At 38.7% G+C, this 24,858-nt stretch carries 17 protein-coding genes; 5 read left to right on the top strand and 12 right to left on the bottom strand.

Going from position 1 to position 24,858, the window contains the following annotated elements:
• Positions 1–46 precede the first annotated feature (46 nt).
• The 4 genes from MHB44_RS08850 to MHB44_RS08835 all read right to left on the bottom strand — a co-directional run bounded on the left by MHB44_RS08850 (position 47) and on the right by MHB44_RS08835 (position 3,227).
• Entirely contained in the window at positions 47–877 is an 831-nt protein-coding gene (locus MHB44_RS08850) for an MBL fold metallo-hydrolase (protein WP_341302439.1), read from the bottom strand.
• Positions 878–929: 52 nt separating this feature from the next.
• Entirely contained in the window at positions 930–1,484 is a 555-nt protein-coding gene (locus MHB44_RS08845; RefSeq protein ID WP_341302438.1) for a hypothetical protein, read from the bottom strand.
• Positions 1,468–2,241 (bottom strand): hypothetical protein, encoded by a 774-nt coding sequence (locus MHB44_RS08840; RefSeq protein WP_341302437.1) that lies wholly within the window; start codon positions 2,239–2,241, stop codon positions 1,468–1,470. The genes MHB44_RS08845 and MHB44_RS08840 overlap by 17 nt, the downstream gene beginning before the upstream one ends.
• A gap of 581 nt (positions 2,242–2,822) precedes the next feature.
• Entirely contained in the window at positions 2,823–3,227 is a 405-nt protein-coding gene (locus MHB44_RS08835; protein ID WP_341302436.1) for an SMI1/KNR4 family protein, read from the bottom strand.
• A 620-nt stretch (positions 3,228–3,847) separates the two neighbouring features.
• Here MHB44_RS08835 and MHB44_RS08830 point away from each other — a divergent pair.
• Positions 3,848–5,086 carry an IS110 family transposase gene (locus MHB44_RS08830; protein WP_341300262.1) on the top strand — a complete coding sequence of 413 codons (1,239 nt, stop codon included), beginning with the start codon at positions 3,848–3,850 and terminating at the stop codon, positions 5,084–5,086.
• A gap of 173 nt (positions 5,087–5,259) precedes the next feature.
• On the opposite strand, the gene MHB44_RS08825 is transcribed toward MHB44_RS08830, so the two are convergent.
• The 5 genes from MHB44_RS08825 to MHB44_RS08805 are packed head-to-tail and all read right to left on the bottom strand — an operon-like array spanning position 5,260 to position 12,519.
• Positions 5,260–5,856: an HNH endonuclease gene (locus MHB44_RS08825; protein WP_341302435.1), complete on the bottom strand. Its 597-nt coding sequence runs from the start codon at positions 5,854–5,856 to the stop codon at positions 5,260–5,262.
• A complete protein-coding gene (locus MHB44_RS08820; protein ID WP_341302434.1) occupies positions 5,853–8,942 on the bottom strand; it encodes an ATP-binding protein in 3,090 nt (1,029 codons plus the stop codon). The genes MHB44_RS08825 and MHB44_RS08820 overlap by 4 nt, the downstream gene beginning before the upstream one ends.
• Positions 8,939–9,586 (bottom strand): hypothetical protein, encoded by a 648-nt coding sequence (locus tag MHB44_RS08815; RefSeq protein ID WP_341302433.1) that lies wholly within the window; start codon positions 9,584–9,586, stop codon positions 8,939–8,941. The genes MHB44_RS08820 and MHB44_RS08815 overlap by 4 nt, the downstream gene beginning before the upstream one ends.
• The gene (locus MHB44_RS08810; protein ID WP_341302432.1) at positions 9,576–11,585 is read right to left on the bottom strand and encodes a dynamin family protein; all 2,010 of its coding nucleotides are present in this window, start codon (positions 11,583–11,585) and stop codon (positions 9,576–9,578) included. Before MHB44_RS08810 ends, MHB44_RS08815 begins: the two co-directional genes overlap by 11 nt.
• 13 nt (positions 11,586–11,598) lie before the next feature.
• Complete coding sequence (locus MHB44_RS08805) at positions 11,599–12,519, bottom strand: WYL domain-containing protein (RefSeq protein ID WP_341302431.1); 921 nt, start codon at positions 12,517–12,519, stop codon at positions 11,599–11,601.
• An 856-nt stretch (positions 12,520–13,375) separates the two neighbouring features.
• On the opposite strand from MHB44_RS08805, the gene MHB44_RS08800 reads away from it, so the two are divergent.
• From MHB44_RS08800 to MHB44_RS08785, 4 genes are all read left to right on the top strand, one after another.
• Positions 13,376–15,607: a phage/plasmid primase, P4 family gene (locus MHB44_RS08800; RefSeq protein ID WP_341302430.1), complete on the top strand. Its 2,232-nt coding sequence runs from the start codon at positions 13,376–13,378 to the stop codon at positions 15,605–15,607.
• A 534-nt stretch (positions 15,608–16,141) separates the two neighbouring features.
• Positions 16,142–17,041, top strand: coding sequence for a phage major capsid protein (locus tag MHB44_RS08795; RefSeq protein ID WP_341302429.1), 900 nt, complete (start codon positions 16,142–16,144; stop codon positions 17,039–17,041).
• A 75-nt stretch (positions 17,042–17,116) separates the two neighbouring features.
• Positions 17,117–17,320, top strand: a complete 204-nt coding sequence (locus MHB44_RS08790; RefSeq protein WP_341302428.1) for a transposon-encoded TnpW family protein — start codon at positions 17,117–17,119, stop codon at positions 17,318–17,320.
• 57 nt (positions 17,321–17,377) lie between these two features.
• Complete coding sequence (locus MHB44_RS08785) at positions 17,378–19,030, top strand: DUF4368 domain-containing protein (protein ID WP_341302427.1); 1,653 nt, start codon at positions 17,378–17,380, stop codon at positions 19,028–19,030.
• Between the two features lie 88 nt (positions 19,031–19,118).
• Here MHB44_RS08785 and MHB44_RS08780 read toward each other — a convergent pair whose 3' ends face one another.
• The 3 genes from MHB44_RS08780 to ccsB form a co-directional block, all read right to left on the bottom strand.
• Positions 19,119–19,913, bottom strand: a complete 795-nt coding sequence (locus MHB44_RS08780) for a sulfurtransferase (protein ID WP_341302426.1) — start codon at positions 19,911–19,913, stop codon at positions 19,119–19,121.
• 10 nt (positions 19,914–19,923) lie between these two features.
• Positions 19,924–23,535, bottom strand: coding sequence for a dynamin family protein (locus MHB44_RS08775; protein WP_341302425.1), 3,612 nt, complete (start codon positions 23,533–23,535; stop codon positions 19,924–19,926).
• A 97-nt stretch (positions 23,536–23,632) separates the two neighbouring features.
• Positions 23,633–24,775: a c-type cytochrome biogenesis protein CcsB gene (gene ccsB, locus MHB44_RS08770; RefSeq protein WP_341302424.1), complete on the bottom strand. Its 1,143-nt coding sequence runs from the start codon at positions 24,773–24,775 to the stop codon at positions 23,633–23,635.
• Between the last annotated feature and the right edge of the window lie 83 nt (positions 24,776–24,858).

The raw sequence follows: 24,858 nt of genomic DNA, 5'->3' as shown, positions 1-24,858 counted from the left end.
TAGCACGCAATGATGATTTCTATTTATGCACTAATAAAAAAGAGCCCTATCGTAAGGACCCTTGTGTAAAGTGATTGATAAAAGCGGTAATTATATGTTTGGAGGACCATTGCTCCTCAGATACTTGCGTTATAGGATAATCGCGTGGAAAGATACTTTTAGTAATTTCCTCTACAGAATAGCCATGTTGAAAAAGCTGACGTACCTTATCCTCCATTTCTTCAATATACGTAATTTTTTCATCTATACGATTGCGTCCATCTGCTAAATAGCCTGCATGACAGCAATAAACTTCCTGAAAATCATAGTTTAATAATTTTTTCAAAGATGCTAAAGTATGAACAATATTTTCTTCATCTAAGACAACCTTTGTTTTTGTTTGAATATATAAATCGCCTGTAAACATCGTGCCTGTCTCACGATTATAGAAAGCTAGATGATCAGTTGTATGACCAGGTGTTTCAATAATATCCCATACAGCCGTTTTTGTCTGGAATGTTGAGCCAAAAGGTTGTGCTACAAACGCTGGGCGCTCTCCCCATAATGCCTGACGATACAATGGATATACCCCATCCTTTGCACAGCTCTCAATCGACTCTTGATGCAGATAAATGGGCACATTCCTTTGCTGTTGTAGCCAAGCAGCATTGCCCGTATGATCTTCATGAGAATGGGTTAATGCAATTTGTTCAATCGGTAAATCATTAAAAAATGGCTGAAATTTCTGCGCTAAGGAAGCAGAGCCTGTATCAATTAATAAGCCATCCACAAAAAAACTATATACACCCATGCCAAACCCCTGAACGGCTATTTTTCCATGCGCGCATTGTACATCGTTATGCTGCTCCACCTTTATGCTTGTTTCACGTTTAAACATCCCTGTCCCCCCTTTTACAAAAGTGTAGCATAAAATGAATCATGAGTCATTTTCAGGAAACCTTAACATGTGTAGTTAATTTTATATATTTCCTTACACTTCGTATATGAAGAAATAAACGGATATTCACCGCAAATAGTAAAATACCTCCTACTAGAATCAAAAGATAGACAAAAGAGTTGTCACTATTCATCAGAAATGTCCAGCTCGCTGCTACTACTAGTACAACCCGTTGATAGCTTTTCATAATATGGGGTGTCGAAGCCTGTACATAATAACGCTTTTCAATCTCTGCCACTGTTTTACTTAATTCCATGATAAGCAATAATTCAATCAGCATGCTTATCACGAAATACCATGTACTTGTCAAAGTGGTCATTGGCAATAAATACATAATCATTAAGACCATATCACCAATAAGTAAATATTTCATCAATGTTTTTCTCTGACAATACGTGAAAATTTTGATGCATGCACCGTAAAATATAAATTGTTGCAGACAATAAGTGAGCGGTATCATATTCACCAGCACAAACTTGCAACCTAGCACAATCAATAACCACTTCAAAAACTGTAATTGTTGATGCCTATTATCTATAACAATCATCCTGTTGCAACTCCTTTTGTATGCTTTCTAGTTGAAGTGGCGCATCTCGAATTACTGATACTGGCCATACTTCATCTGGACCACTAACACTTACCGTTGCAGCAACATCTGCTCCTGATTCATGAACCTGAAATGATATATTCATCGTTTGACCCTTTTTCACAGCAATCGGAAAATCTTCTTCCTTATATAGCTCACCATTGACCTTCACATGTTCAAAGTTAACACGTGGCTTTAAGCATGCAGGTACATGGACTGTATGAATACTTGTATCTTGTGCTACCTTATAGATTACAGAGGTATCACCATTACTACTGCCAGAGGATGCCAGAAAATAATCGCCTTGTTGACTAGGGTCCTCCCATGCTAAGTGCAGTGCTGCTGTTAGCCGTTCTCCATCATTTAGCACTACATACACATGCTTGCTGTGCAGTAAAGTTTCTATTTCCTGATTGTCACCACTAAAATAAGCCACCCGTATTAATTGATGCGCATTTTCTTCTATTATATCTGCTGTACCGTTTGTTGCTTCCAATAAAATAAGAGAATCTGCCTCTAAATGGGTCACAAAACGTGAGTCACTTTTATTTGTTATATAATGAATTTTAAAATGATGACTATCATTGCTACGATAAAAATCTTGAATAAGTGGCACTGTTATTGGCTGTGCTAATTGATGATAAAAATACACTATACTATTGCCAAGCAGCAACAGCATAATTATGCCTATTGCTACCATCTGTTTAAAATCACCCATAGTTTCCTCCTATTCTAGCGCTAATTGCTATTCTATCATAGAAATTGGGAGTTCTATCCACTGCTTAACCTGATTAATCTTGCACTTTGAGCTTTTATCGTCGGCTATCCTGAAAATTTTGGCTGCTATCCCTCACTCTGGCAGTTCTATCCGTCACATTCAGGGTTCTATCCGCCGCTTCCCTTAATAAGCCTTGCTCTTTGAGCTGTTCTCACATGCTATCCTACGAATTCCTGGTGCTATCCTTCACTCTGGCAGTTCTATCCGTCATATTTGAGGTCCTATCAGCCATCACCTGCCAGTGTCTATTCCATAAAAAAACGCCCACGAAAGAAGCGTTCACTTAGGGATTGAATAAAAAACTTAAATGAACAGCTTCAAGCGGGACAAAGTAAAAGACCTGTTACCACCAAGCACAAAAGCTTGTAGTAGCTGGTCTTTTGCTTTTATAGTCAGCCACACCTCATCTTAAGAAAATAAGTATGGCGCATAACAGAGACAATCTGGTCAATTGAGAGTATGTGAACCGAATATGGACGGTTTTCGGGAGAATACACATAATACTCCTAAAGCACCAAAAACTAATGTAGTGTTTCTAGAAAAGCAGTGAAACTACTAGAAATCTTTTCAGTGGTGTTTGTTTCATGTAACCAAAGCACAATATCTTGTTGCTTAGTATCAAAGCAAATATAGTTTCCACCTGGATCAGATGCAAGAGGTACTAGGTTTGATTTTTCACCTTTTAGTGTATCAATAGCATCATAAACTGTCTCTAAATCCTCTTTGTTGAAAGAAAGAAGACTTTTTATCACTCGACCTTTTGATACTTCCGTATCAAACGCTTTTTTGTCAGGACGTCCTCCATTATTTTGTTTTATGCAGGAAGTAATATCCTGCGGTAGTTTCAAACCATAATCAGCTTCAAAAGATTCAACAGCCTTGTTGTTCTTTAATGGTTTGACATATTTCCATGATAAATTGTTCATAATTTACACTCCTCGTATATTAGTAGTAAGAGCTCTTTCCGATAGAATTTCCAGTTGATCCGGACAACTGGGGGATCTGTTGGATTTCCTATAGGAAGTGGTCGCCGATTGGCTCCCTCACTCTTGTTTTATGTTTTACCTGTGTGACCCCTGTTTGACCGAGGGAGCCAAAAGGAAATCATCATTTTATTGTTAAATACTATTTTAAGTATTGCCTACAGGTGCTTACCTGTTTATTTGTCATCCCCTTTTTTAACCCAATTTTATAGCACAAGGGCGAAGGATGGAGGAGGCTCCATTTCAGTACTTCGTCCTTTTTTAGTCATCCAAAATAGTTCACGCAGCCCTGTGTCCATGCGACAATGGAACAGACAAGGTATTCACAGGAAATAGCTTTCACTCCTTGCAGACACACTTGTGTACTGCTTCATAAGCCTGCTACCCATCGTTCATTATGGAAGGTCTAACCACTGGCTGCGACGTAAGATTCAGAAGAGAGTGTAGCGCTCATAAATGGTCTTCTACTTGCGATTGCTGATAACGAGGCAGACATCGATGATTCGACTGGGCACCCAGGTCTGCGTGTATCTTGATTAATTCCCCCTTAGGAGGTGATTGGCATGTCACATATGCTAGTCGGTATTGACGTGAGTTTGCGCTCCCATCATGTTCATTTCATGCATGGAGAGGGTCACACACTCGCTGATTTTTCTGTTCGAAATGATGTAGAAGGTGCGGACACTTTGATTCAAAAAATTATACGAACAGCGGAAAAAAATCAAACAGATCAATTAAAAATCGGGATGGAGGCCACGGATCAATATAGTTGGCACCTTGCCCATTACTTAAAAGCACAATGTAAAAAAGTCTTACCCCATCTTCAAACAGCGATTTATATGCTCAACGCGCGTAAAGTAGCTCGCTTTAAAAAGGGCTACGATACATTACCGAAGAACGACAAAGTAGACGCCTGGGTTATTGCGGATCATCTACGCTTTGGACGATTGCCACATGAAATGCAAGAAACCTTAATTTACGATGCCCTGCGTCGTTTAACACGTACGCGCTTCCATTTAGTTCATGAAATTGCGCGTAATAAAACATACATGTTAAATCAACTGTACTTAAAATTTAGCGGCTTACGCCAAGATAATCCGTTCTCTGATACATTCGGTGCGACAAGCATCGCCGTCATTGAAGAACTGGACCCTGGTATCATCGCTGAAATGCCTTTGGAGGAGCTGGTCGAGTTCCTACAAGAAAAAGGTAAAAACCGTTTTGCGGAGCCTGAGGAGATGGCGAAATATCTCAAGCAGCTCGCTCGTAATTCGTACCGTTTAGATAAAATAATGGCCGATCCGGTTAATCTTTCTTTATCCGTGATTTTAAGCACCATTCAACACATGGAAACCCAAGTAAAGCGGTTAGATAAGGAAATCGAACGCATGATGAAAGGTATTCCACAAACATTAACTTCGGTAAAAGGCATCGGTCCCGTGTACGCAGCGGGTTTAATCGCAGAGATTGGGGATATTCATCGTTTTGATGATCACCACGCTTTAGCGAAATACGCAGGTTTCGTATGGACACAGTATCAGTCAGGCGAGTATGAAGCCGAGGATACCAGCCGTATGCGAACCGGCAATAAGTATTTACGCTATTATCTTGTGCAAGCATCAGACGCCATACGAAAACATGACGCCGAATATAAAGCCTTTTATCAAAAGAAATACCAAGAAGTAACGAAACATCAACACAAACGCGCGCTCGTCTTAACCGCTAGAAAACTTGTACGACTCGTGCATTCGCTACTACGCACGAAACAGTTGTACATCCCCAAAGAAGAAAGGAGAGAATAACGAATCTTTTCTCACTTTTCTTTAGTTAATTTATAACTTCCGTTTTTTAACTATTTTTAGTTAAAAAGCGTGAGGTTTATTTAAGTGCGCCTAAAATCAAGCATTCAGCGGCTATAGAGCTTAAGAATTTCCAATTTTACTGTTTTTAATGGTTGACATTTCACCACTGGGCTTTATCTATTTACGCTTCCTCCGCCCCAAATGGATTTACCACCAGTATGTCCAGTTTGTGCATGTGTCTTAGTATCAACCAATTGCATTTTTCCTTTTTCGGCATCGTGATGCCAAGTATAACCATCAGGAGTTTCACCATCCATTATTTGTTCTAGCTGTTCATCTGTAAATTTTGTAGCTAGTTCAGGATCATTTTGTACAGCTTCTTTTAGTTGACGGTTACATTCCGAAAACTGTTCATTATCAGTAGATTCGTACAACCCTTCTGGTAACTGTGCATCAAAAGCACTATCAAATTCGGGAACTACGACCTCCACTAATTCACCTTCACTATTCTCAACAACCTTAACAATAAATGGAACTCCTGTGTCTGGGTGTTTTTTTCCTTCAAGGTCTTGATTCCTTGAGGGTATTCGTTCGATTCCTTTTTCCAAGTTCATTTGAATGATTGATTCTAAAGACTTGGTTTTAACAATATCAATGTCAGGTTCAATAATTCTTTTACCTAACTCGCTATACTCCGTTATCTTTGCTATCTCTTTTACTTTAACCGCTTCTACAGTTTTAGAGACTGCCGAAATAATTTCACTTATCATTTCATGCCGCCTCCCTTTATTGCATCAATCACATCTTCCATATCCTGATCCCCACACTTTACAAAAAAGTTCTTTATAGATGTTTCTATATCAACATCCTTTTCATACTGGTATTTAATCATCTCCGACACAATGATAATACCCATTTTTCTTGTGTCTCTTGAATATAGTTGTTTGATTCTTATTTTAAAATCTTGTATTCTTTCTACGGTTGGTGTTCTAAGCAAATTTAGTATTGACTCACTTATATCGTCAGAAATCACTTTTCCTACACTATATACGCCTGCCATGAGGTATTCGATTATGGTTTCAGAAAGTACTGTAGCTATAATTTTGTTCAAATCACTATTAAAAACTAAATCAACACACTCTACACATAAGATGTTTTCCAATTCTTCTCGCACATAATTAATCGCTAAAATACAATAATCAACATCGCAAATGAGGAGAGTATTAATTAATTTAAATGCAAGCCGGTCAATAGAATCTGCGGTTGCATCTTTTACAAGGCTTGAATTAATTAAATACATCCGTTGTATGAAATCTTTATTATATAAATTTTCATCTGGTATAAAATTGTCTTCGACTGGGTTTATCTTTACATTCACAGGCTGTGTCATTCCTTCTTTATGACAAAGGGCAAAACCTGTTCTTAATGTTCCTAAGTGAATAGCTTCATCGTCACGTATCCCTATTGTATTCGCAATTATCTCTTGATCATCCGCTGATACAACTCTTTGTATTATTTTATTAGATGAGTTCTTGATTACATCCGGTGCAAGTTTTGAAGGTATCTGCTCTGCAATAATAACACCCTGACCATAGGAACGCATTTCTGCAATCATATTTGTAAAGTGTTCAACAGCCTTGCCTTTTGGATTACCCATATTTTCAGAAGAACGTTCTGTGTCCACATTTTTCAATAATCTATGAGCCTCTTCAATTACTAGCAAATGTTGAAGACCAGACTTCCTATTACCTAGTGCTTCTTTATGCACTTGACGATATTCATTAATAAACACAATTAGTAGCCCAACACAAAATGCCTTATCTGAATCATCGGCTAATCCTTCTAATTCAAACACAACATTCTCATTTAGCAATTTATCCATATCAGCGTATTTATTTGTATTAAACATATAACCTTTTGCACCATTGCAAAGACTTTCCAACCTTGTCTTAATGGCTGTTTTGATATTGCCTGCAACCTCTCCCTCATACTGCATTTCTTGGTCTATGTACCTTTGAATTTCACATTTCAAATCATACATAGTAGGAAAGAGATACATATGAGAACTGATACTATACTTTTCTTTCATCTTTTCCAAATCAAAGAAATCTACCGGATTTTCTTTGTTTACCAGAAACGGATGATACCCAAGGGTTAAATTCCACCCCTTGTTTTTATACACATTCTGCAAACACTTCTCAAGAATATATGGCATAGGGCCATAAAAAGAGAAGGAGGCATTAAACAAATCCTTTAAGTAGTCTATGTGTGTCTGTGGACTAACCCCTGCCATAATATAAAAGGGATTCATTTGTAAACAGTTTATCTCAGGCTTTCCCAAAGTATAAATAGTTGGAGTACGTCCGTCTTCCAGCTTAATATTACGATACTCCTTTTTTGCTGATTCAATAACCATAAATGGTTTAGAGCAATTTCTTAAAATTCCTTTAACGGTTGTTGTTTTTCCACTACCAGTAATACCACACACAAATGTATGCTTATTCAAGTCTGCTTCACTTAAAGCAAAAGGCATATTATCAATAATTCTTCCACTGTCTGACAATTTACCAAGTTCAATACCATTAGTACCAATACCTGTAGTTATTAGCGGATATTGCTTTGTATGTTTCAGTTCAAAATTCGGTGCACTATCTACAGGCAGTGAGCAGAGTAAACTCACTTCTGTAGATGTTAATAATGTACAAAGAGGATTCTCATTAATTCCATCAGTCATAAGGTTTTTGGGAATAAGAAGTTCTTGTCCATTTTGCTGTTCTATTGCAATTGGTTTAGCTGGGAGCAACTTAGGATTAGGTCTTGATATTTCACCATTCAAACATGCTTGGATAACATTTCTTGCTACTACATTATCACTTGAATAAGTGACGGCTGTCTGCCACATCCCACAACTTTGCCCAACTTTAAGTCTTTCAATTCCACTTTCAGCATAATCAATCAATTCTAGCGCAAATCCATTCTGAATATCACCAGATATAGTTTCTCCTTCTGAAATTGCAGAAGATATACTTTCATCATAGCTATAGCCTTTAGTTTCGGATTTGCCTTCGGTTTTGCTCTTTCCTCCTGACAATAATAGTACATTTAAACCTTTGTTTTTGTTAATGGATTCAGAGTATGCAGTGGAGCCATTGTGTCCTTCAGAATGCGATTCGGTAGTCGTCGTATTCTTTTGCCTTGATACATTTCGTTTGCTTACAGCAAAGCATCGGTCTCGTATAGTTAATAACTCACTAAGCTTTTGAGCTGAAACATCACTTGGCATCGGTTTAGCAATAATAAGCATGGTATAATTTTGACCATTAAGACTTCGCATAATAGGAGCAATATCGAATGTCTGTGGTTTATCTTCTATTTTTGTTGTTGGTATAGCAGGTAACGAACCAAAATAAGATGGATAAGCTGACTTATTCATAAAGTTAGGTTTTATACTTACAAGTTCGACACCAGATAATAATCCACCTATTATAGAAGCGATAACATCGGCATCCTTTTTTTGATATATACCTATCACCAAATTAGTAACACCATCACAGCTTACAATTCCATAAGCTATGGTCACACCAATAGAATGAATTGCTGTAAAAAGCTTCTCCATCTTTTGATTTAGATAAGCAATCTCATCATCAACATCTTCTATAGAGCAACTTGCGATGCGGTAGTAAGTAAATCCATCTAGTATCTCTGAAGAGCTACATTCAACCAATTCTGAAATATATTTGGGGTTTACAAGGTAAGATGGATATAACGATGCTAATAGGTTGTTTGTTTCCGCACATATAATATTCGTATCATTTTTAAACGCATCTAATTCCTTTGAAGGTACCATATCATTCATATTCTTCCGCCCTCCTTAAACGTACTTACAAGGCCTTGAATACGATCATTATAGTATACTTCAATTTCATCAAACCACTTGATAAACTCTTTCTTTAATTCATATAAAAAATCTTCTGTCGCTTTACGAAAGTTTGCTTTATTTTTATTTGGTATAATTTTTAAATATGTTATACAAAATGCAACTACTGCTCCAGCAATGATTGCTACTATCGGTACTTTAACTGTTGTAGCTAACGCATATTTCAACACTCCACCAATAGCTGTGGTCCCTGCCACCACTGCAAGGGACGAGTACAAACAATGGAGTTCTTTATATTGTATTCCGCTCTGAAAGGCATTGATAGTTGCAATATCAAATTGGTACTTTGATAATATATCTCTTCTAATATTTGCTTCGTAAAATTGGCTCCTTCTTTCGGCATCGTCAAATATATTAGAAGACATCGTATTCTTTGACATCTGAGCATACATATCAGTGATTAATGTTTTACTGCGCATTACAACTTCAGAGGAAACCGTATCAACAATTATTTTAGAAGCATCAGAAAAATTAGAATGTACCGCAATAATTTCATATGACTGTTTTTTCAAATCTTCAAACATGTCATCGACTTTTCCGGTAAGTACTTGTTTATTGTACATTTGCATCTATACCTCCTTTTCTTTCCTTGGCAATATTTACCAATGGTGATATTTGATTAAGTAATTTTTGCATACTTTCAATAGTTTCTTGAATTTCCTCTGCATTCTTTTTTTCTTCCATGATCCTATCTAATTCTTCTTTTTTAGCTTTCGCGTTTGCCGCTAATTCCTCTGTATAAGTTGCTGCTGTTTCATTGGCAAAATCAATCAGATTGTTTATGGCCTCATTCTGTATAGACTTTATCCGTGTCTGAATACTACTCTTTATTAACCGAAAATGCTCTGATCTCGAATACTCGGAAGAGTAATGCGTTTTTTTAAATGTAGTTCCGCTAGTATATGATTTTTCTACTTGTGCAGAAGCCTCTGTTTTTTGTTTGATTTCTGCAAATGTTTCAGCAGTAAAATCAGGCTCTAAAGAGGTGTATTTTATCTTATTTTCATTGCTGAGCGCAATTAGAGCCGCATTACACTCAGCAACTATATTTTTTTCCATTTCCTCTTGGAATTTTTTTGCCTCATCGATTTTTCTAAATGAAATCTTCTCTAATTGGTTTATATCATCATTGGAAATTGCTCCGACGCAGGTAGTAAATTCATCAATTACACTTTTAGCCTTTGTTCTAACAATGCCAGAATCACTCGTGTAACGTGTAACAACCTCGTCAACAGTCTTTCCCATTTTTGCATTGATTTCATTGAGTTTTCTCTTAATTTCAGCAATTTGCCTTGCAAGTTCCGTAGGATCTTTAACCTTAAGTTTATTCAGTTTAATTTGTTCTTCAAGGTCATCCTGTATCCGTATATAGACTTTGAGCATTCGCCCTATCAACTCACTTAAAGCCAAATAATGGGTCTTACGTCCAAATATGTTTAATGCATGGTCAACCGTTACAAAATTAGATTTTGCCTTCAAAAATTCAATATATTTCTCTTTAATAAGCATTCTCATTGATCGTGGTGGTGTAATGAAAGCATCAAGACGTCCATTACTATCCAACTCATCCAGATAAGACTCGATTTCGTCCACTGTCATATTAGAAATTTTATTTATAAAAAGTTCGACTTTACTATCTACACTAATAATCTGGCTTGTTTTGATTGTATTTCCATACAATTTTAATGCTTCATGCTGTAACCGTTCCAAGTTTTCAGGGTTTTCATTTGCTGCACGAGTCAATATTAAAAATAGAGCGTTTCCGTTTCGCTCGACACTCTTGCTTTCAAGAAAACTTCTGAACGATGTTGATTCTAAGGCTGCCCCAGTAATTGGCTTTAGAAACATGATTGCATTTGCATTTTCAATGTATTCATTAGTGATATCACCAACTCGTCCTTGTGCATTAACTCCCGGGCTATCAATAATTTCGATTCCCTTTAAGCTTTCATCTTCGAATGGATATGTAATAACCATCTTTGTTACAATATCAGCCCAGCTATACTTATTTTTTTCTATGTAAGATCGTATTTTCTTTGCGTACTCTGTACTAGATAAACCGTATATGTTCTCAGGCTGAACTCCATTTATAAGGTCGGTAATGACTCTTTCTGAAAATCTTCCTTTGTATTTGATAAGAACTTCATTATTAATAGTTGTAACTGGAATCTCTCTATAATCGTCGTTAAGGGCGGCATTTTTCACCAAAAACTCTTTGATGTCCTTTTCTCCAACCAGTTTCTTAGTGTGACTTCCTGCATATGTAGCAGTAAGGGTAAATCCTTCTCCGTATTTTATTTCAACTATAGCGCTTGTGCATTGTTTGACATCCATTGGCAATATTTCTTGACCTAAGAAAGCATTGATAAATGTTGACTTTCCACTTTTTGCTTCTCCAGCAATCATTAAAAGGAACTTATCCTTTCTAATATTCTCTGCTTGGTTCTTTAATGCTATCATGGACTTGTTATCTAGCGGAAAATTCGCTTCATCCACTACTGCAAGAAAATCTTGATACATTTCTAGAACTTCTTCTTTAATTTGTTTGTAGTTAGTAATCATATATCCTCCTATTTTATCGTATTATCTTTACATTTTCTCCTTGGCTTCGTAACCACATATCTATCCCCGTACCATATACTTCTGCGCTAATGGTAAATATGCCATCAGTCTCATTCAATACCCTGGCGGTAGGGAGTCTGTCTATAACCGCTTCGATAGATTCTCCTTTATACTCAAATTCCACTGTACGTAGCTCACCAGAGTACATAAACTGTACTCTTTTTCTAAACTCACCGTCATTGAATTTTTCCTTATACGGAACATCAAAATGTTCATTTGTATTTCTATGTTTTTCAATACGGTCAACACGAAATATCGTCGGATAATCCTTGCTTCCATCTGCCATGTATGCCACCAAATAGAAGTAATATTCCGAAAACATTATAGCTACTGGTTTTATTTTACGTTCAGTTTGTATTCCATCTTTGCGTTTATAGTTTATACAGATTATCTCTTTACTGGTAATATACTGAGATAATTCCCAGACCAATGAAATTAATGCTGTACCATGCATTGGTGGTACATAACAAAACTTTTCATTTAAAATAATATCTTCAACATGTTTTCTATCATTATGTGTTACTTGGGACAGAAGTTTCGATACCAGCGTGTCAAGCTCAGATTTATTAAACGCTCGACTCTCCAAGAGTACCTTGCAAATTGAAAGCACTTCTCCATTAGTAAACCACTCTCGTTCAAAGCGCATAAGATAATATCCGCCTTTGCTACGATCATATTTTATAGTTGCTTCTCCTTCAAAGAAATGCGTTTCAGAAAGGTATGCCCTAAGGTCGTCTATATCACGCTGAATTGTTTTAACAGTTACACCAAATTCATCAGCTAAATTTTCCTTTGTTAAGAGTTCACCTTTATTAAATCTTTCATATATACTCAGAAGGCGAAAACCCTTGTTTCTGTTATATTCAATAGACATTTTTCGGCAACAACTCCTTTCATCATGTAAATTATACCATATCAAATGGACATATTTTGGGTATTTAAAAAAATATTATTTATTTGAAACATATAGTTTCTCAAGTATTAAAAATACTTTTAGACAAAACAGTCGGAAAGACAATTGTTATAGGATAAAGCGATAGTATTAAGCCTTTTTAATTAAATATCACTTTCGCTCAAAAGTGAGCATAAGCATTACAGCCGTCTTTACCAGAGAAAAAGACAGGCTGATTTTTATTTTAAGGGTTCGAATAAGCAGAAATCTACGCTTATGGATGAGGAAGAAAAATATTTTTAGAAAATCCTCAACTAAGTTGCTCTACCAAGGCTATAAGGTGAGAGGAAAAATCCTTTGCATGACCATCCGACTTAGCTATTTGCTGTTGAATTTAGCGAGGGGGTTAATTATTTCGACTATTAGTAGAAGAAAGCAAAATCACAGAAATATTTGTTCCAGTACTCAAACTGCAGACGTGTCCTGTGGATTGTGAAAGGACATAACCTTCGAAACAGACTCTGCAGATTTACTTTTCTCGTGAGCTACTAATTACGTTTTTGCTCTCATGCTCCTTGACAACTGAATACCCCGAAATACAAGAGATACTTCAAGAAGAATATGCCATGACGTTAATTCCGAGCGTATTTCTTGAAAGAAAACGAGGCTATGTCAAACAAAGGCAAGTCCTCTGGAACGGTAGTGTTTCGGGAGATTTATGAAAGGCAAGGAGGTGAAATAACTGAATACACAATACAAAAACTTGCCGCACGTACTTAAAGATAAGCCGCAGTTTTGCTGTTGGAGATATGAAGAGCGAAGTGGCAGAAAGACCAAAGTGCCCTATGACCCGGTAATAGGAGAAAGGGCAAAGCCAGATCAACCGAGTACCTTTAAAGATTTTAATTCAACGGTATCGGCTGTTAGTAATTATGATGGCATCGGCTTATTAGTCGATTATGACATTTGCGTTATAGATTTAGATGATTGCTTCGATAGCAGCGGTAAACTTAAGCCTATTGCTCAGAATGTTGTCGATGCGTTTAGTGGCTGCTATATGGAAAGAAGTCCATCCAGAAAAGGTCTGCATATTTTCTTTAAGGCTTCCGGCTTTATTTATAACAAGACAAAATATTATATCAACAACAGGAAGTTAGGAATTGAGGTCTATGTAGCAGGAGCAACACACCGCTTTGTTACCGTAACAGGTAATGTGTTTGCTAGTGGTGATGTGCCAGAAAAATCGGAAGATCTGCAGATGGTACTGGACAAGTATATGCTACGCCCTAACCCTGTGAAACAACTACCAGACATAGAAAGCCAGTCCTATCTGTCTGATAAATCCGTTATTGAGAAAGCTGTAAAATCAGCAAATGGAGAAAGATTCAAGGCATTATGGCAGGGAGATACATCGAGTTATGCTTCCCCTAGTGAAGCTGATTTGGCGCTTTGCGGTATGCTTGCCTTTTGGTGCGGCAGGGATGTAAAGCAAATGGACAGACTTTTTCGGAAGAGCGGCTTAATGCGGGATAAATGGAATAGAACTCAGTCTGGCAGTACTTATGGAAAGCTTACCATACAAAAAGCTATCGCAAGTGTTACCGAAATTTACAAACCGGGTGGTAAGCGTTCTTCCGCCACAGAAGATTTTGAGGAACATTCCCTTGCTGATTTAAAGCCTGAAAACAATGAGCGTTACCCTTGGACAGATATTGGGGCAAGCAGGCTGTTTGCTGATTATTATAAGACTTTTGCCCGCTATGTTCCCGAAAGGAAGATGTGGTTTTGCTATGAGAATGGTGTTTGGACTCCCGATATTGGTAACCTCAAAGTGATGGAAATGTGTAAATCTCTGGCTAACCAGCTACTAACCTATGCTTTAACTATCCCAGATGAACATCAGAGAAAGGCATACATTGACTATTGCAGAAAGTGGCAGTTAAGAAGATACAGGGAAACGGTACTTAAGGATGCACAAAGTGTATATCCCATTTCAATGGCTGAGTTCGACCAAGACCCGTTTGTGCTAAATTGTGCCAACGGAACATTATTTTTGACATCTATGGATTTTCGTCCCCACAACAGCGAGGATAGACTCACAAGGATATCAGGCGTTAAATATGAGCCGGAAGCAAAAAGCGAGCGATGGGATGCATTTATTCATGAAATTATGAGCGGTGATGAGGAAAAGGCAAAGTTCCTACAAAAAGCCTTCGGGTATGGTATCAGCGGAGACACTCGGTTTGAATGTCTGTTTGTTCTCTATGGTGCCACAACAAGAAATGGTAAGGGTACGCTATGCGAGAGCATTCTTAAGGTATTAGGTAGCTATGGTTGTACTGCAAGGCCTGAGACAATCAGTCTAAAAAATAACAATAACAGTTCGAGTCCTAGCGAAGATATTGCTCGGCTTGCAGGAGTACGCTTTGTGAATATTTCTGAACCTAGCAGAGGTCTTGTCCTAAATGCCGCTCAGGTAAAAAGCATGACGGGCGGTGACACCATCAACGCAAGGTTTCTGCACGAGAATTCCTTTGACTTCTCACCAAAGTTTAAGTTGTATATCAATACCAATTATCTGCCAGTCATTACGGATATGACGCTGTTTTCTAGTGGTAGAGTGGTGATTATCCCTTTTGAACGACACTTTGATGAAAGCGAGCAAGATAAAAGCCTAAAACGTGAATTCGCCAAACCGAAGAATCAGAGCGCTATCCTCAACTGGCTAATTGAAGGCTACCAGCAGTTGAAGAAGGAAGGCTTGACTTTACCCGATTCCGTCAAGGTAGCAACGGAGGCTTACAAACATGATAGCGACAAAATAGCATTATTCTTTGAAGATGCCTTGGAGGAAAGTCCAAACAGCGAGGTACGGACATCCGAAGTGTATGCCCGGTATCAGCGATGGTGCAGTGCCAACGGCTGTTATTCAGAGAATGCCAGAAACTTCAAACAGGCACTGTCTGCCATCGCCCGAGTGGAGCGGAAACGACCACGTTCTGGCGGTGGGATGACCACACTACTGATTGGTTATAAGCTGGCCAATGACGATGAGTTTTTCCTGCTGTAAACACATTGTAGCAGCTTGTAGCAAGTAAAACAGGTTATATGAAAAAACGCTCTTGTATAGAGAGTTTGCTTTTTACCTGCTACATCTTGCTACAAAGCTTAAAAGACCTTGAAAACACTGACATTTACCCCATGTGTTCAACATAAAAAGAAAGGACGCAAAACATGAATAGGAATAAAAATAGAGTTTTCAAATCCTATGACCCTAGCGATTTTGATACAGAGCATTATGAAGGAATGTTTATATTACCGAAGGCAAAAGGCTCTCCGGTAGTTATCCAACGTAGCAAAAACGCAGACCCTCCGCACTGGTGTATCGTGCATGGATATTCCAGCAGTGTCTATTACAGCTATAAGGAAGTGCTAGATTATTGCTTAAAGCAAGGATGGCTTTAATTCCATCTATCCCCCTAGGGGAGGTCAAATCTCCACACCTTTTCATCTGGGCAACGGGCGTGGGGCAACGCGTGAAAAAACGCGGTTTCAAACGGGGTATATACCCCACAATCTATTTAAATTTAGGAGGTAAACGATTATGGCAACATCAGCAACTTATAATAGGACGTTCTGGAACGTTATGAAGGGAAAAGAAGAAAACTATCAAAATCTGAACGAGGGCTATGATAATGCCGGGGCATATGTCGCACCGGACGAATTCCGAGAAGGCTTTAACATTGCTCTTACAAAGGAGAATCTATTCCGCAAATTTGCCACTGTTATCAATCTATCTTCTACAGAAGGTAAAATTCAAGCGGTAGCCTCAACAGGTACAGCCGATTGGGTTGAGGACGGGGATCCAATCCCCGAAAGCGCTGATACATTTACACAGTTTCTGGTGAAATCGTATAAGCTGGCATCTCTTGTCAGGTTAAACCGCTCATTCGTCACCGATATGAATTTTAACCTTGAAAAATATTTGACGAGTGATTTTGCGAAGCGATTCGGCAAGGCTGAGGAAAATGCTTTACTTAATGGCAATGGCGTGACACAGCCAACTGGCATTCTTACGGCAGACGCAGATGTAACTACAGCAGATAATAGTACCATCTCTTTTGATGAGATCATCTCTCTGTATTTTTCATTAAAAGATGAATACCGCAATAACGCTGTGTTTATCATGCACAATAATACAGCCATGCTTCTTAGAACCCTTAAGGATACAAGCGGCAGTTATCTGTGGAATTCTTCGGATAACACCATCTTCGGAAAGCCTGTAGTTACCTCTCCATATATGCCTACAGTATTAGCAGGAGCAAAAAGCATTGTGTTTGGAGATTTATCATACTACTGGCTGATTGAACGTCAACCAATAACGATAAAAAAATTAAGTGAGTTATATGCATTGCAGGGGCAAATTGGATTTTCTGCTTACGAGAGATTGGATGGCAAGCTAATTCAACCGGATGCTCTGAAAATATTACAAATAAAAGCTTAAATAATGGATTAGGCACTGAGTCATCAATTCGGCTCAGTGCCAGTTCCTTCAAAACATCGGACAGGAGGTCACGATATGGAAAACCCAATTAACAGCCGCACAACCAAATCCGATATTGGAGGTACGGTCTATGTGGTGGAATCACGAGTAAGTGATTCAGCAAAGGAAAGTGCATATTCCAAGCTGAAACGACTGATTACGGTCAACGCAAAAAGCCTTTCAAAGTTATCAGATAGTTCACATAAACCCACGGAAATCAACTCGACTTCTTCAAGGTAGTACGGTAATATACATAGTGCTAAACCGCTTGAAGACTGTCGGAAATGGAGGAGAAAAATGAATAGACAGTCAACATTTAGCACTATACGTAAATCAACATTAGCATTTGAAGAAGCAAAAATTACTGCTCTGTACTGCAGGCTTTCACATGATGATGAGCTTGCAGGAGATAGCAATAGTATAGTAAACCAGAAGGCAATTCTAAAAAAATATGCTGAGGACAACGGTTTTCGTAACATCGAATTTTATGTGGATGATGGGGTTAGCGGTACAACCTTTGATAGACCAGACTTTAACCGCATGATTGCGGATGTAGAATCTGGAAGAGTCAGAACAATTATCATCAAGGATATGTCCCGCTTCGGTAGGGATTACCTCAAAGTAGGTTATTATACCGAGATTATGTTTCCTGAAGCAGATGTACGATTCATTGCTATTAACAACGGTATTGATAGTGCAAACCAAGCAGACAGTGACTTTACACCGTTTCTTAACATTATTAATGAATGGTACGCTAAGGATACTAGCAAGAAAATCCGTGCTGTGTTCAAATCCAAAGGACAATCCGGTAAGCCACTCTGCACCAATCCGCCTTACGGATATATCAAAGATCCTGAGGATAAGTTGCACTGGATAATAGATGAGAAAGCCGCCGAAGTGGTCAGAGATATTTTCCGACTGTGCATGGCTGGCTTTGGCCCCACGCAGATAGCAAAGCAACTTGAAAAGCGGTGCATTGATACACCTACGGTTCATCTTCGCAAAATGGGTATTAACACTCCAGCAAGACCACCTGAAAACCCATATGCTTGGTCGGCTCGTTCCGTAGCAGACATTCTAGCTAAAATGGAATATCTCGGTCACACGGTGAATTTCAAGACTTCTAAAAAGTCATATAAGAGCAAAGTCAAGATATTGAACAATCCAGAAGATTGGCTGGTTTTCAAAAATACCCATGAAGCAATTATTGATGAGGGTACTTGGGAAACAGTGCAGAAAATCAGAGATGGCAAGCGAAGACCATCACGATTAGGTGAAATGGGAATGCTCTCTGGTATGATGTTTTGTGCCGACTGTGGAGCAAAGCTGTATCAGGTTAGAGGCAAGGGATGGACACACGATAAGGAATACTTCGTTTGTGCTACTTACCGCAAGAAAAAGGGTATGTGCAGTTCACATCAGATACGCAATGTCGTAGTGGAACAGCTTTTGCTAGATGACTTAAGACGTGTAACCTCCTTTGCCAAAGACCATGAACAGGAATTCATCCGTGTAGTTATGAATAATTCGGAAAAGGAACTTGCTAAAGAACTTCGCCAAAGTCAAAAGGAGTACGAACATGCGCAGGCTCGTATTACGGACATAGACAAAATCATCCAGAAGTTATATGAGGACAATGTGATGGGCAAAATTCCCGAGGAGCGTTTTTACAAGATGTCCACTGAATATGAGGCCGAACAGAAGATACTGGAGACAAGGGTAACTGAATTAAAGAGTACCATTGATACAGCAAAAGAACAGTCCCTCAATACCGACCGATTCCTTGCACTGGTTAAAAAGTACACAGAGATTACAGAATTGGATGCAGAGATTATCCGAGAGTTCATTGATAAGATTATCGTATTCAAGGCTGAAAAAGTCAATGGCCGCAGAACCCAGCGAATTCAAATTTTCTATAACTGCATTGGCGCAATTGACTTACCAAACTAAAAACGGCATAGCCGCAAATCAACGACTATGCCGAATTTTTCAGAGATTATAAATCCCTATCTGACCGCTCCTAATGTGAGCGTTTTTTTTATTCTACTTCATATTCTGTAATCCAATCACTAAAGCTGCCTACATATAATTGGATATTTTCATAGCCTTCGTCTGCTAACACAGCATATAAAGGAGAGGCTGTCACACCGCTACCACAATAGACAACAATATGCTCATCGCGTGCAACTTTTTGGCGCAATGCATCGTTGGCCTTTAATTGTCCATCTACCTTTAATTGCTCCCAATCGAAGTTTTGCGCTGTTGGAATATGCCCTGCTACTTTGTCCAACGGTTCCACTTCACCGCGATAGCGTTCAGCCGCACGGGCATCAAGTAAAGTTGCTTGTACCTCACCATCCACAATGGCTTTAACAGCTTGTCTTGGCGCGTACAGCTCATCACGCCACACAAAGTCAATCTTTGTTGGTGGATATTTAATAATATCCTTGGTAAATGGTATTTTGGCCTCTAGTGCTGGTGCACCACCATTAACAATTACCACGTTTGGAAAGCCAGCATAGGTGAGCATCCACCATGCACGTGGGGCAAATGGCGCAGCACCTTGGTCATATACAACAATTTGATCCTCATAGCGTAAGCCTAGCTCCTGAAAGACAGAGGTTAATTTTTCCTTGCTTGGCATTGGATGACGCCCATCTTTACTATCCATATCAGATAGCTGTTGCTCTAAATCAAGATAAATAGCTCCTGTTGCATGCCCTTCTTCAAATGCTTTTCTGCCTGCCTCCTTATTTTGTAAATCATAACGGGCGTCGATAAAACGGACACCATCAAGTTGGATATCATCCACTGATTTGAATACTTTTCCCAAATGAATCACCTCATGCGTATTGTAGTTGTGCATAGATGGCTTTCCAAGAAGCTAAACGGCTTTCTTCTTGCAGTGCCTGTCTTTCTGTGTCAATTTGTTCAAGTGCTTGATGATAAATATATTGACGTAAATGTTCTGCTTCCTCTGCAATAAAGGTAATGGCCCATGTCATGAGCGCAACCTTTTGTACATCTAAGTACTCTTGTGCGTCTGGCTTTGTTAATGCTTCAAGTGCCTCACTTAATTTTACTTTCTCATTTTTCTCAAAGAAGGCTTTTTGATTACGGAAGTGCGATTTGACACTTGTGTATTTTGAAATATCTGTAAATGGACCTTCAAAATCAAGCAAATTTGGCTCAGACGATTCAAAGGCTAAAAATGAGAAGCTACGGTTTAGTTCTTTTAGCTCACGTACTTCATCCTTAAAGCGCTGTTGCATTTTTTTGCTAATAAATTGCGATAAGCGGAAGTTTGTGACACGCATTTCCTGTGTAAAATCAAAACGTAAGCTTTGCATTACTTCTTTCAATGCATGCTCCAGCGCTTGCTGTGCTGGCATGGCAGCAAATGTCGAAGGATTGTAGCCCTCCTTAAAGAACTCAGGATAACGATAATAAACACGTTGAAGAACATAATACAGTAGCTCATCAAGCTCTTGTTTTGTTTCACTCTCTAACATGCTGGTATTCAGTACACTGAACCTCGATTGAATATGCTGTTCAAGTGCTGTTAATTCCTCTAAGCGTTCATCCTTACGCTTTAAGTTATCCTCTGTTTGTGTGATTAAATCAGCTAGACGTTGCTCGGTTTTATCGACTTCCTCTGCAAGTGCCTGGACAGCCAAGGCACTTAATTCATCGTTTAAGAATGTGTGGAAATCTTCTTCAAATGGTGGCATACCAGATGTTAAATCGGCACCTTCTACCTTTTCTTTTAACGCTAAAAGACTGGATACCCCATACAATCGTGGGAAGCGAATACCAAAGCGTTGTAACTCTGAGCGTACATACCCTTTTACATCTTCTTGTTCTTCATCCGTTGTTGCCAAATCAATCGCATTGACAATAAAGAACATTTTATCAAGCTCAAATGCATCCTTCACACGACCAAGCTGAATTAAAAACTCGCGGTCAGCTTTAGCAAAGGCATGGTTATAGTACGTAATAAATAGGATGGCATCAGCATTACGAATATATTCAAAGGCTACACCTGTATGACGTGCATTGATAGAATCCGCTCCAGGTGTGTCAACAAGTGTCACGCCCATACGTGTTAATGGACTATCATAATAGAAGTCGATATTATCAACAAAGCATGATTTATTTTCTTGTGCAACAAATTTTTCAAACTCTTCACGGTCTACGCGAATGATCGTCCCAAGCTCAGATTTAAATGTTGGATAGCCTTCCTTATAAGCACGAATAAATGACTTATGAACGTTTAAACGCTCATCCGTTAACTGAACGGCAAGTCCTTCATCCGCACGATTATAGGCTTCATCTAATGAAGACACGGACAAGCCAATTGCCGCATAGGAGCCTTGAATGTCCTCTAGCATTTGCTCGACAGTTTTAAGCTGTACATCCGCTGTTTCATGTGGGTGCTCAGGTGTAACTGGACGAATTTTATTGATGGCTGCAGTTGTTGGGTTTGGCGATACAGGTAACACCTTCGCGCCCATTAAAGCATTCGAGAAGGATGATTTCCCCGCACTAAATGCACCAAATAATGCAATCGTAAAATCCTTTTTCTGTAAACGTTCCACTTTATTTTCAAGGTATTGAGCAACTTCTGCAAAGCCTTGAACCTCTTTAACCGCATTTGCTGTATGGCGTGCACGATTAATGACCCCATCGATTGGTAGAGTCGTTGCGCTGACTGCCTGCTGTACCTCTTCTTGCTGCACAGCTTCTTCCTTTGGCTTCAGCATGGATTCATCAAATAAACGGATATCCGCTAAATCTTGCTTAAAGGTATTTTCCCATGTTACAAGCTGTTGATTAGCAATTTGACGAACTTCATTGCTCGCTTGATGCATAATGCTTGCGCTATATTGCTGATAGCCTTCAATTTCAAGGACCGCATTAATGGCATCTACTTTGTCCTGCATACCCGCCATTTTTAATTTTGACGGCGCAGCAGTTTCTGTTGCTACAGCTTCAAGTGTTGTCGCTTGCGCATTTTTCCAGCTATCCGTTTCCTGAATAAAGTAACGTTTCGTTGCTTCTGCGACACGGTTAGCGAAGTTTAATACAGCATCACCTGTTAAAATAGCGCCTGTTTGAACTTGTTGCTCAATCAGTGAAAAAGGTAAGTCAAATACATAGGCATCAATGGCTGTAGCACGTTCTTCGTTTAATGCACCAACGTCCTTCAATGCCTTTTTCATAAGACCTTTTAAATGCCCCGTGATTTGTGCATGGACCACATTTTGATAGGCACTATACGCATCTTCTTTACGTCGGTTACGCTCTTCCTCTGTTTTTTTCTTCGCTGTAAAGAGTCCCCCTACTTTAAAGCCCTCCTGCATACTTTCTAAATAAAGACGTAGGCGATCACGTACATCAGCTGGCATGATGGCTGCATTGGCTAGTAGTTCCTTCCGTTGCTCCTCAAATGTTTCGTTCCACGCCTCTACTGAGAATAATTCAACCTGACGATTTAATTTATTGTATTGCTCTAAAATATCTTGATGGTGTGCCCAGTCATCCGCACTTAAAATTTCTTCATCAATTGCTAAACGATCCTGTCTTTCTTCCATTAAATAATTGTCATGCTCGCTTTGCAATAAACGCAATGTATTCGTAGCTGTTTGTACAAGCTGCTCCTGCCAATCATTCATACTGTCCATCACGATTTTCTTTACTGCCTCAAAATCATTATGTGGATGCTCAGGCTCTCTTAATGATGTAAAGAATACACCCTTCGGCACAACACCCCATGCTGCGAAGGACTGATGAACACTCGCTTTAAATTCTTCAAAGCTCAATTCATTATCCTTATGCTTATCAATCATATTTACAATTAAATAAACATTTGGATTATATTTCATTAATTGCTTTGTGAATTGGAAATTTAATTCCGACTGCACATGGTTGTAGTCCATTGTATAAAATACGATATCGGCAATATGTAATGCTGATTCCGTTGACATGCGGTGTGCATCATCTGTGGAGTCTACCCCTGGTGTATCCATTACAGTGACACCTAGTGGTAGTGTAGAGGCGCTGTGTCCAATTTCAATTTGTGACACTAAATCCCCTTTTTTACTTAGCTCTTTTACTGTTTTAAAATCATAGCCAGCCTCAAATTTTACAGGCTTTTCATTGTGCATATAGACAATTGCATAGTCTTCCTCTGATTTATGAACTTTTACGATGTTCGCACTTGTTGGAATTGGACTAGATGCTAGTAAATTTTCGCCCGATAGCGCATTAATCATACTGGACTTCCCTGCAGAAAAGTGGCCTGCAAAGCCAATCACATACTCCTTTTGCTGAATTTTTCGCGCAAAAAGTGATGTTTTATCCATGCGCTCTGTATCACCATTATGCTGATATATTATGTATTGCAATGAGGCTTGCTTTAATAGGCCTTCCAATTGCTGTTCAAAATCTTTCATACGAATAGTAACCCCTTTTTATTCATTATTCATATTTAGTATTCTACATGATTCGACTTGCAATGTATAACACTAATTTAACAACAAACGGTTTGTATTATGCGTATGAATGAAGCCCTGCAATCACTAAGTTCACAAATATTTGATTAAATAAAATAATGCCAAAGCCAATAATGGCTAGCCATGCCGTGCGCTCTCCCTCCCAGCCCTTTGAAAGGCGTAGATGTAATAAGGCTGCATAAAATAACCACGTTATCAATGCCCATACTTCCTTAGGATCCCAGCCCCAATATCTTCCCCATGCAATTTGCGCCCAAATCATGGCAAAAAATAAGCCGCCTAACGAAAACAATGGGTAGCCAATTAAAATAGCTCGATAAGAGATTTCATCTAATAATTTTGGCTGAATGGAGAATGTAAATGGCTTTAATAATGCATAAAGCGGTTTACGCAATACTAAACGAAGCACTATATATAATAGCGTCCCTACACCATATGACCATACAATCGTATTTAATTTTCTTGCATCAATACTAGTTGGTATCGCAAGAAAGCCTACGTCTGCATCATTTGCTACAAGAATAGGCATTGTATAGATAGCCTTGACCGTTATGCCATCCTGTGCTGTAAAGGCTATGGTTTTTGGGCTAAATGTAAGATGAAAATAGCTGGATATAAGCACAAATCCACAAACTACAACTAAATTCCAAAGGACAAACTCCATACTTTTTGTGCTATGTGTGCGTTTTGTTACATCTAACCTTTGCAATAAATACATCATACTTGTAACAAATGACACCGATAAAATGGCACTGGAGGCAGCCACTGTTATCACATGGACAGCAAGCCAATGACTTTGCAGACTAGGTACAAGTGGCTTGGCTTCACTTGAAAACACACTACCATACCCTAACAGTAATAATGCAATGGGAATCGCAAAAAAGCCAATGCTCCACTGCTTATATAAAGTGCTCATAAGTAAAAATGCACCAATTAGCATTATGCTAAAAAAGGTCATAAACTCATACATATTACTGACAGGCGCATGACCCACAGCCTTCCAGCGAGCAATAAAATAAATAAGCTGTAAACTAAAGGCAAGCCCTGTTAGTATTAGCGCTATTTGAGCACTTCTATGCTTTTTTGATTTAATCGCTAAACCAAATGGAATAATAGCGAGCAATAAAAGAACAAAAGCAAGTAATAACGCTGTGCGACTTAGCCATAAATAAGATTCCATACATTTCCCTCTTTTCGATCATCCTTATATTCGTATTTATTATAAAAATGACAGTCGAAAAAAGCTGATCTTTATCCTAAACG

The organism is Lysinibacillus sp. FSL H8-0500, assembly GCF_038051955.1.
Lineage (GTDB): Bacteria > Bacillota > Bacilli > Bacillales_A > Planococcaceae > Lysinibacillus > Lysinibacillus macroides.
Note: the sequence above shows the minus strand (reverse complement) of the source record. Positions and strands in the feature narration are given on the sequence as shown.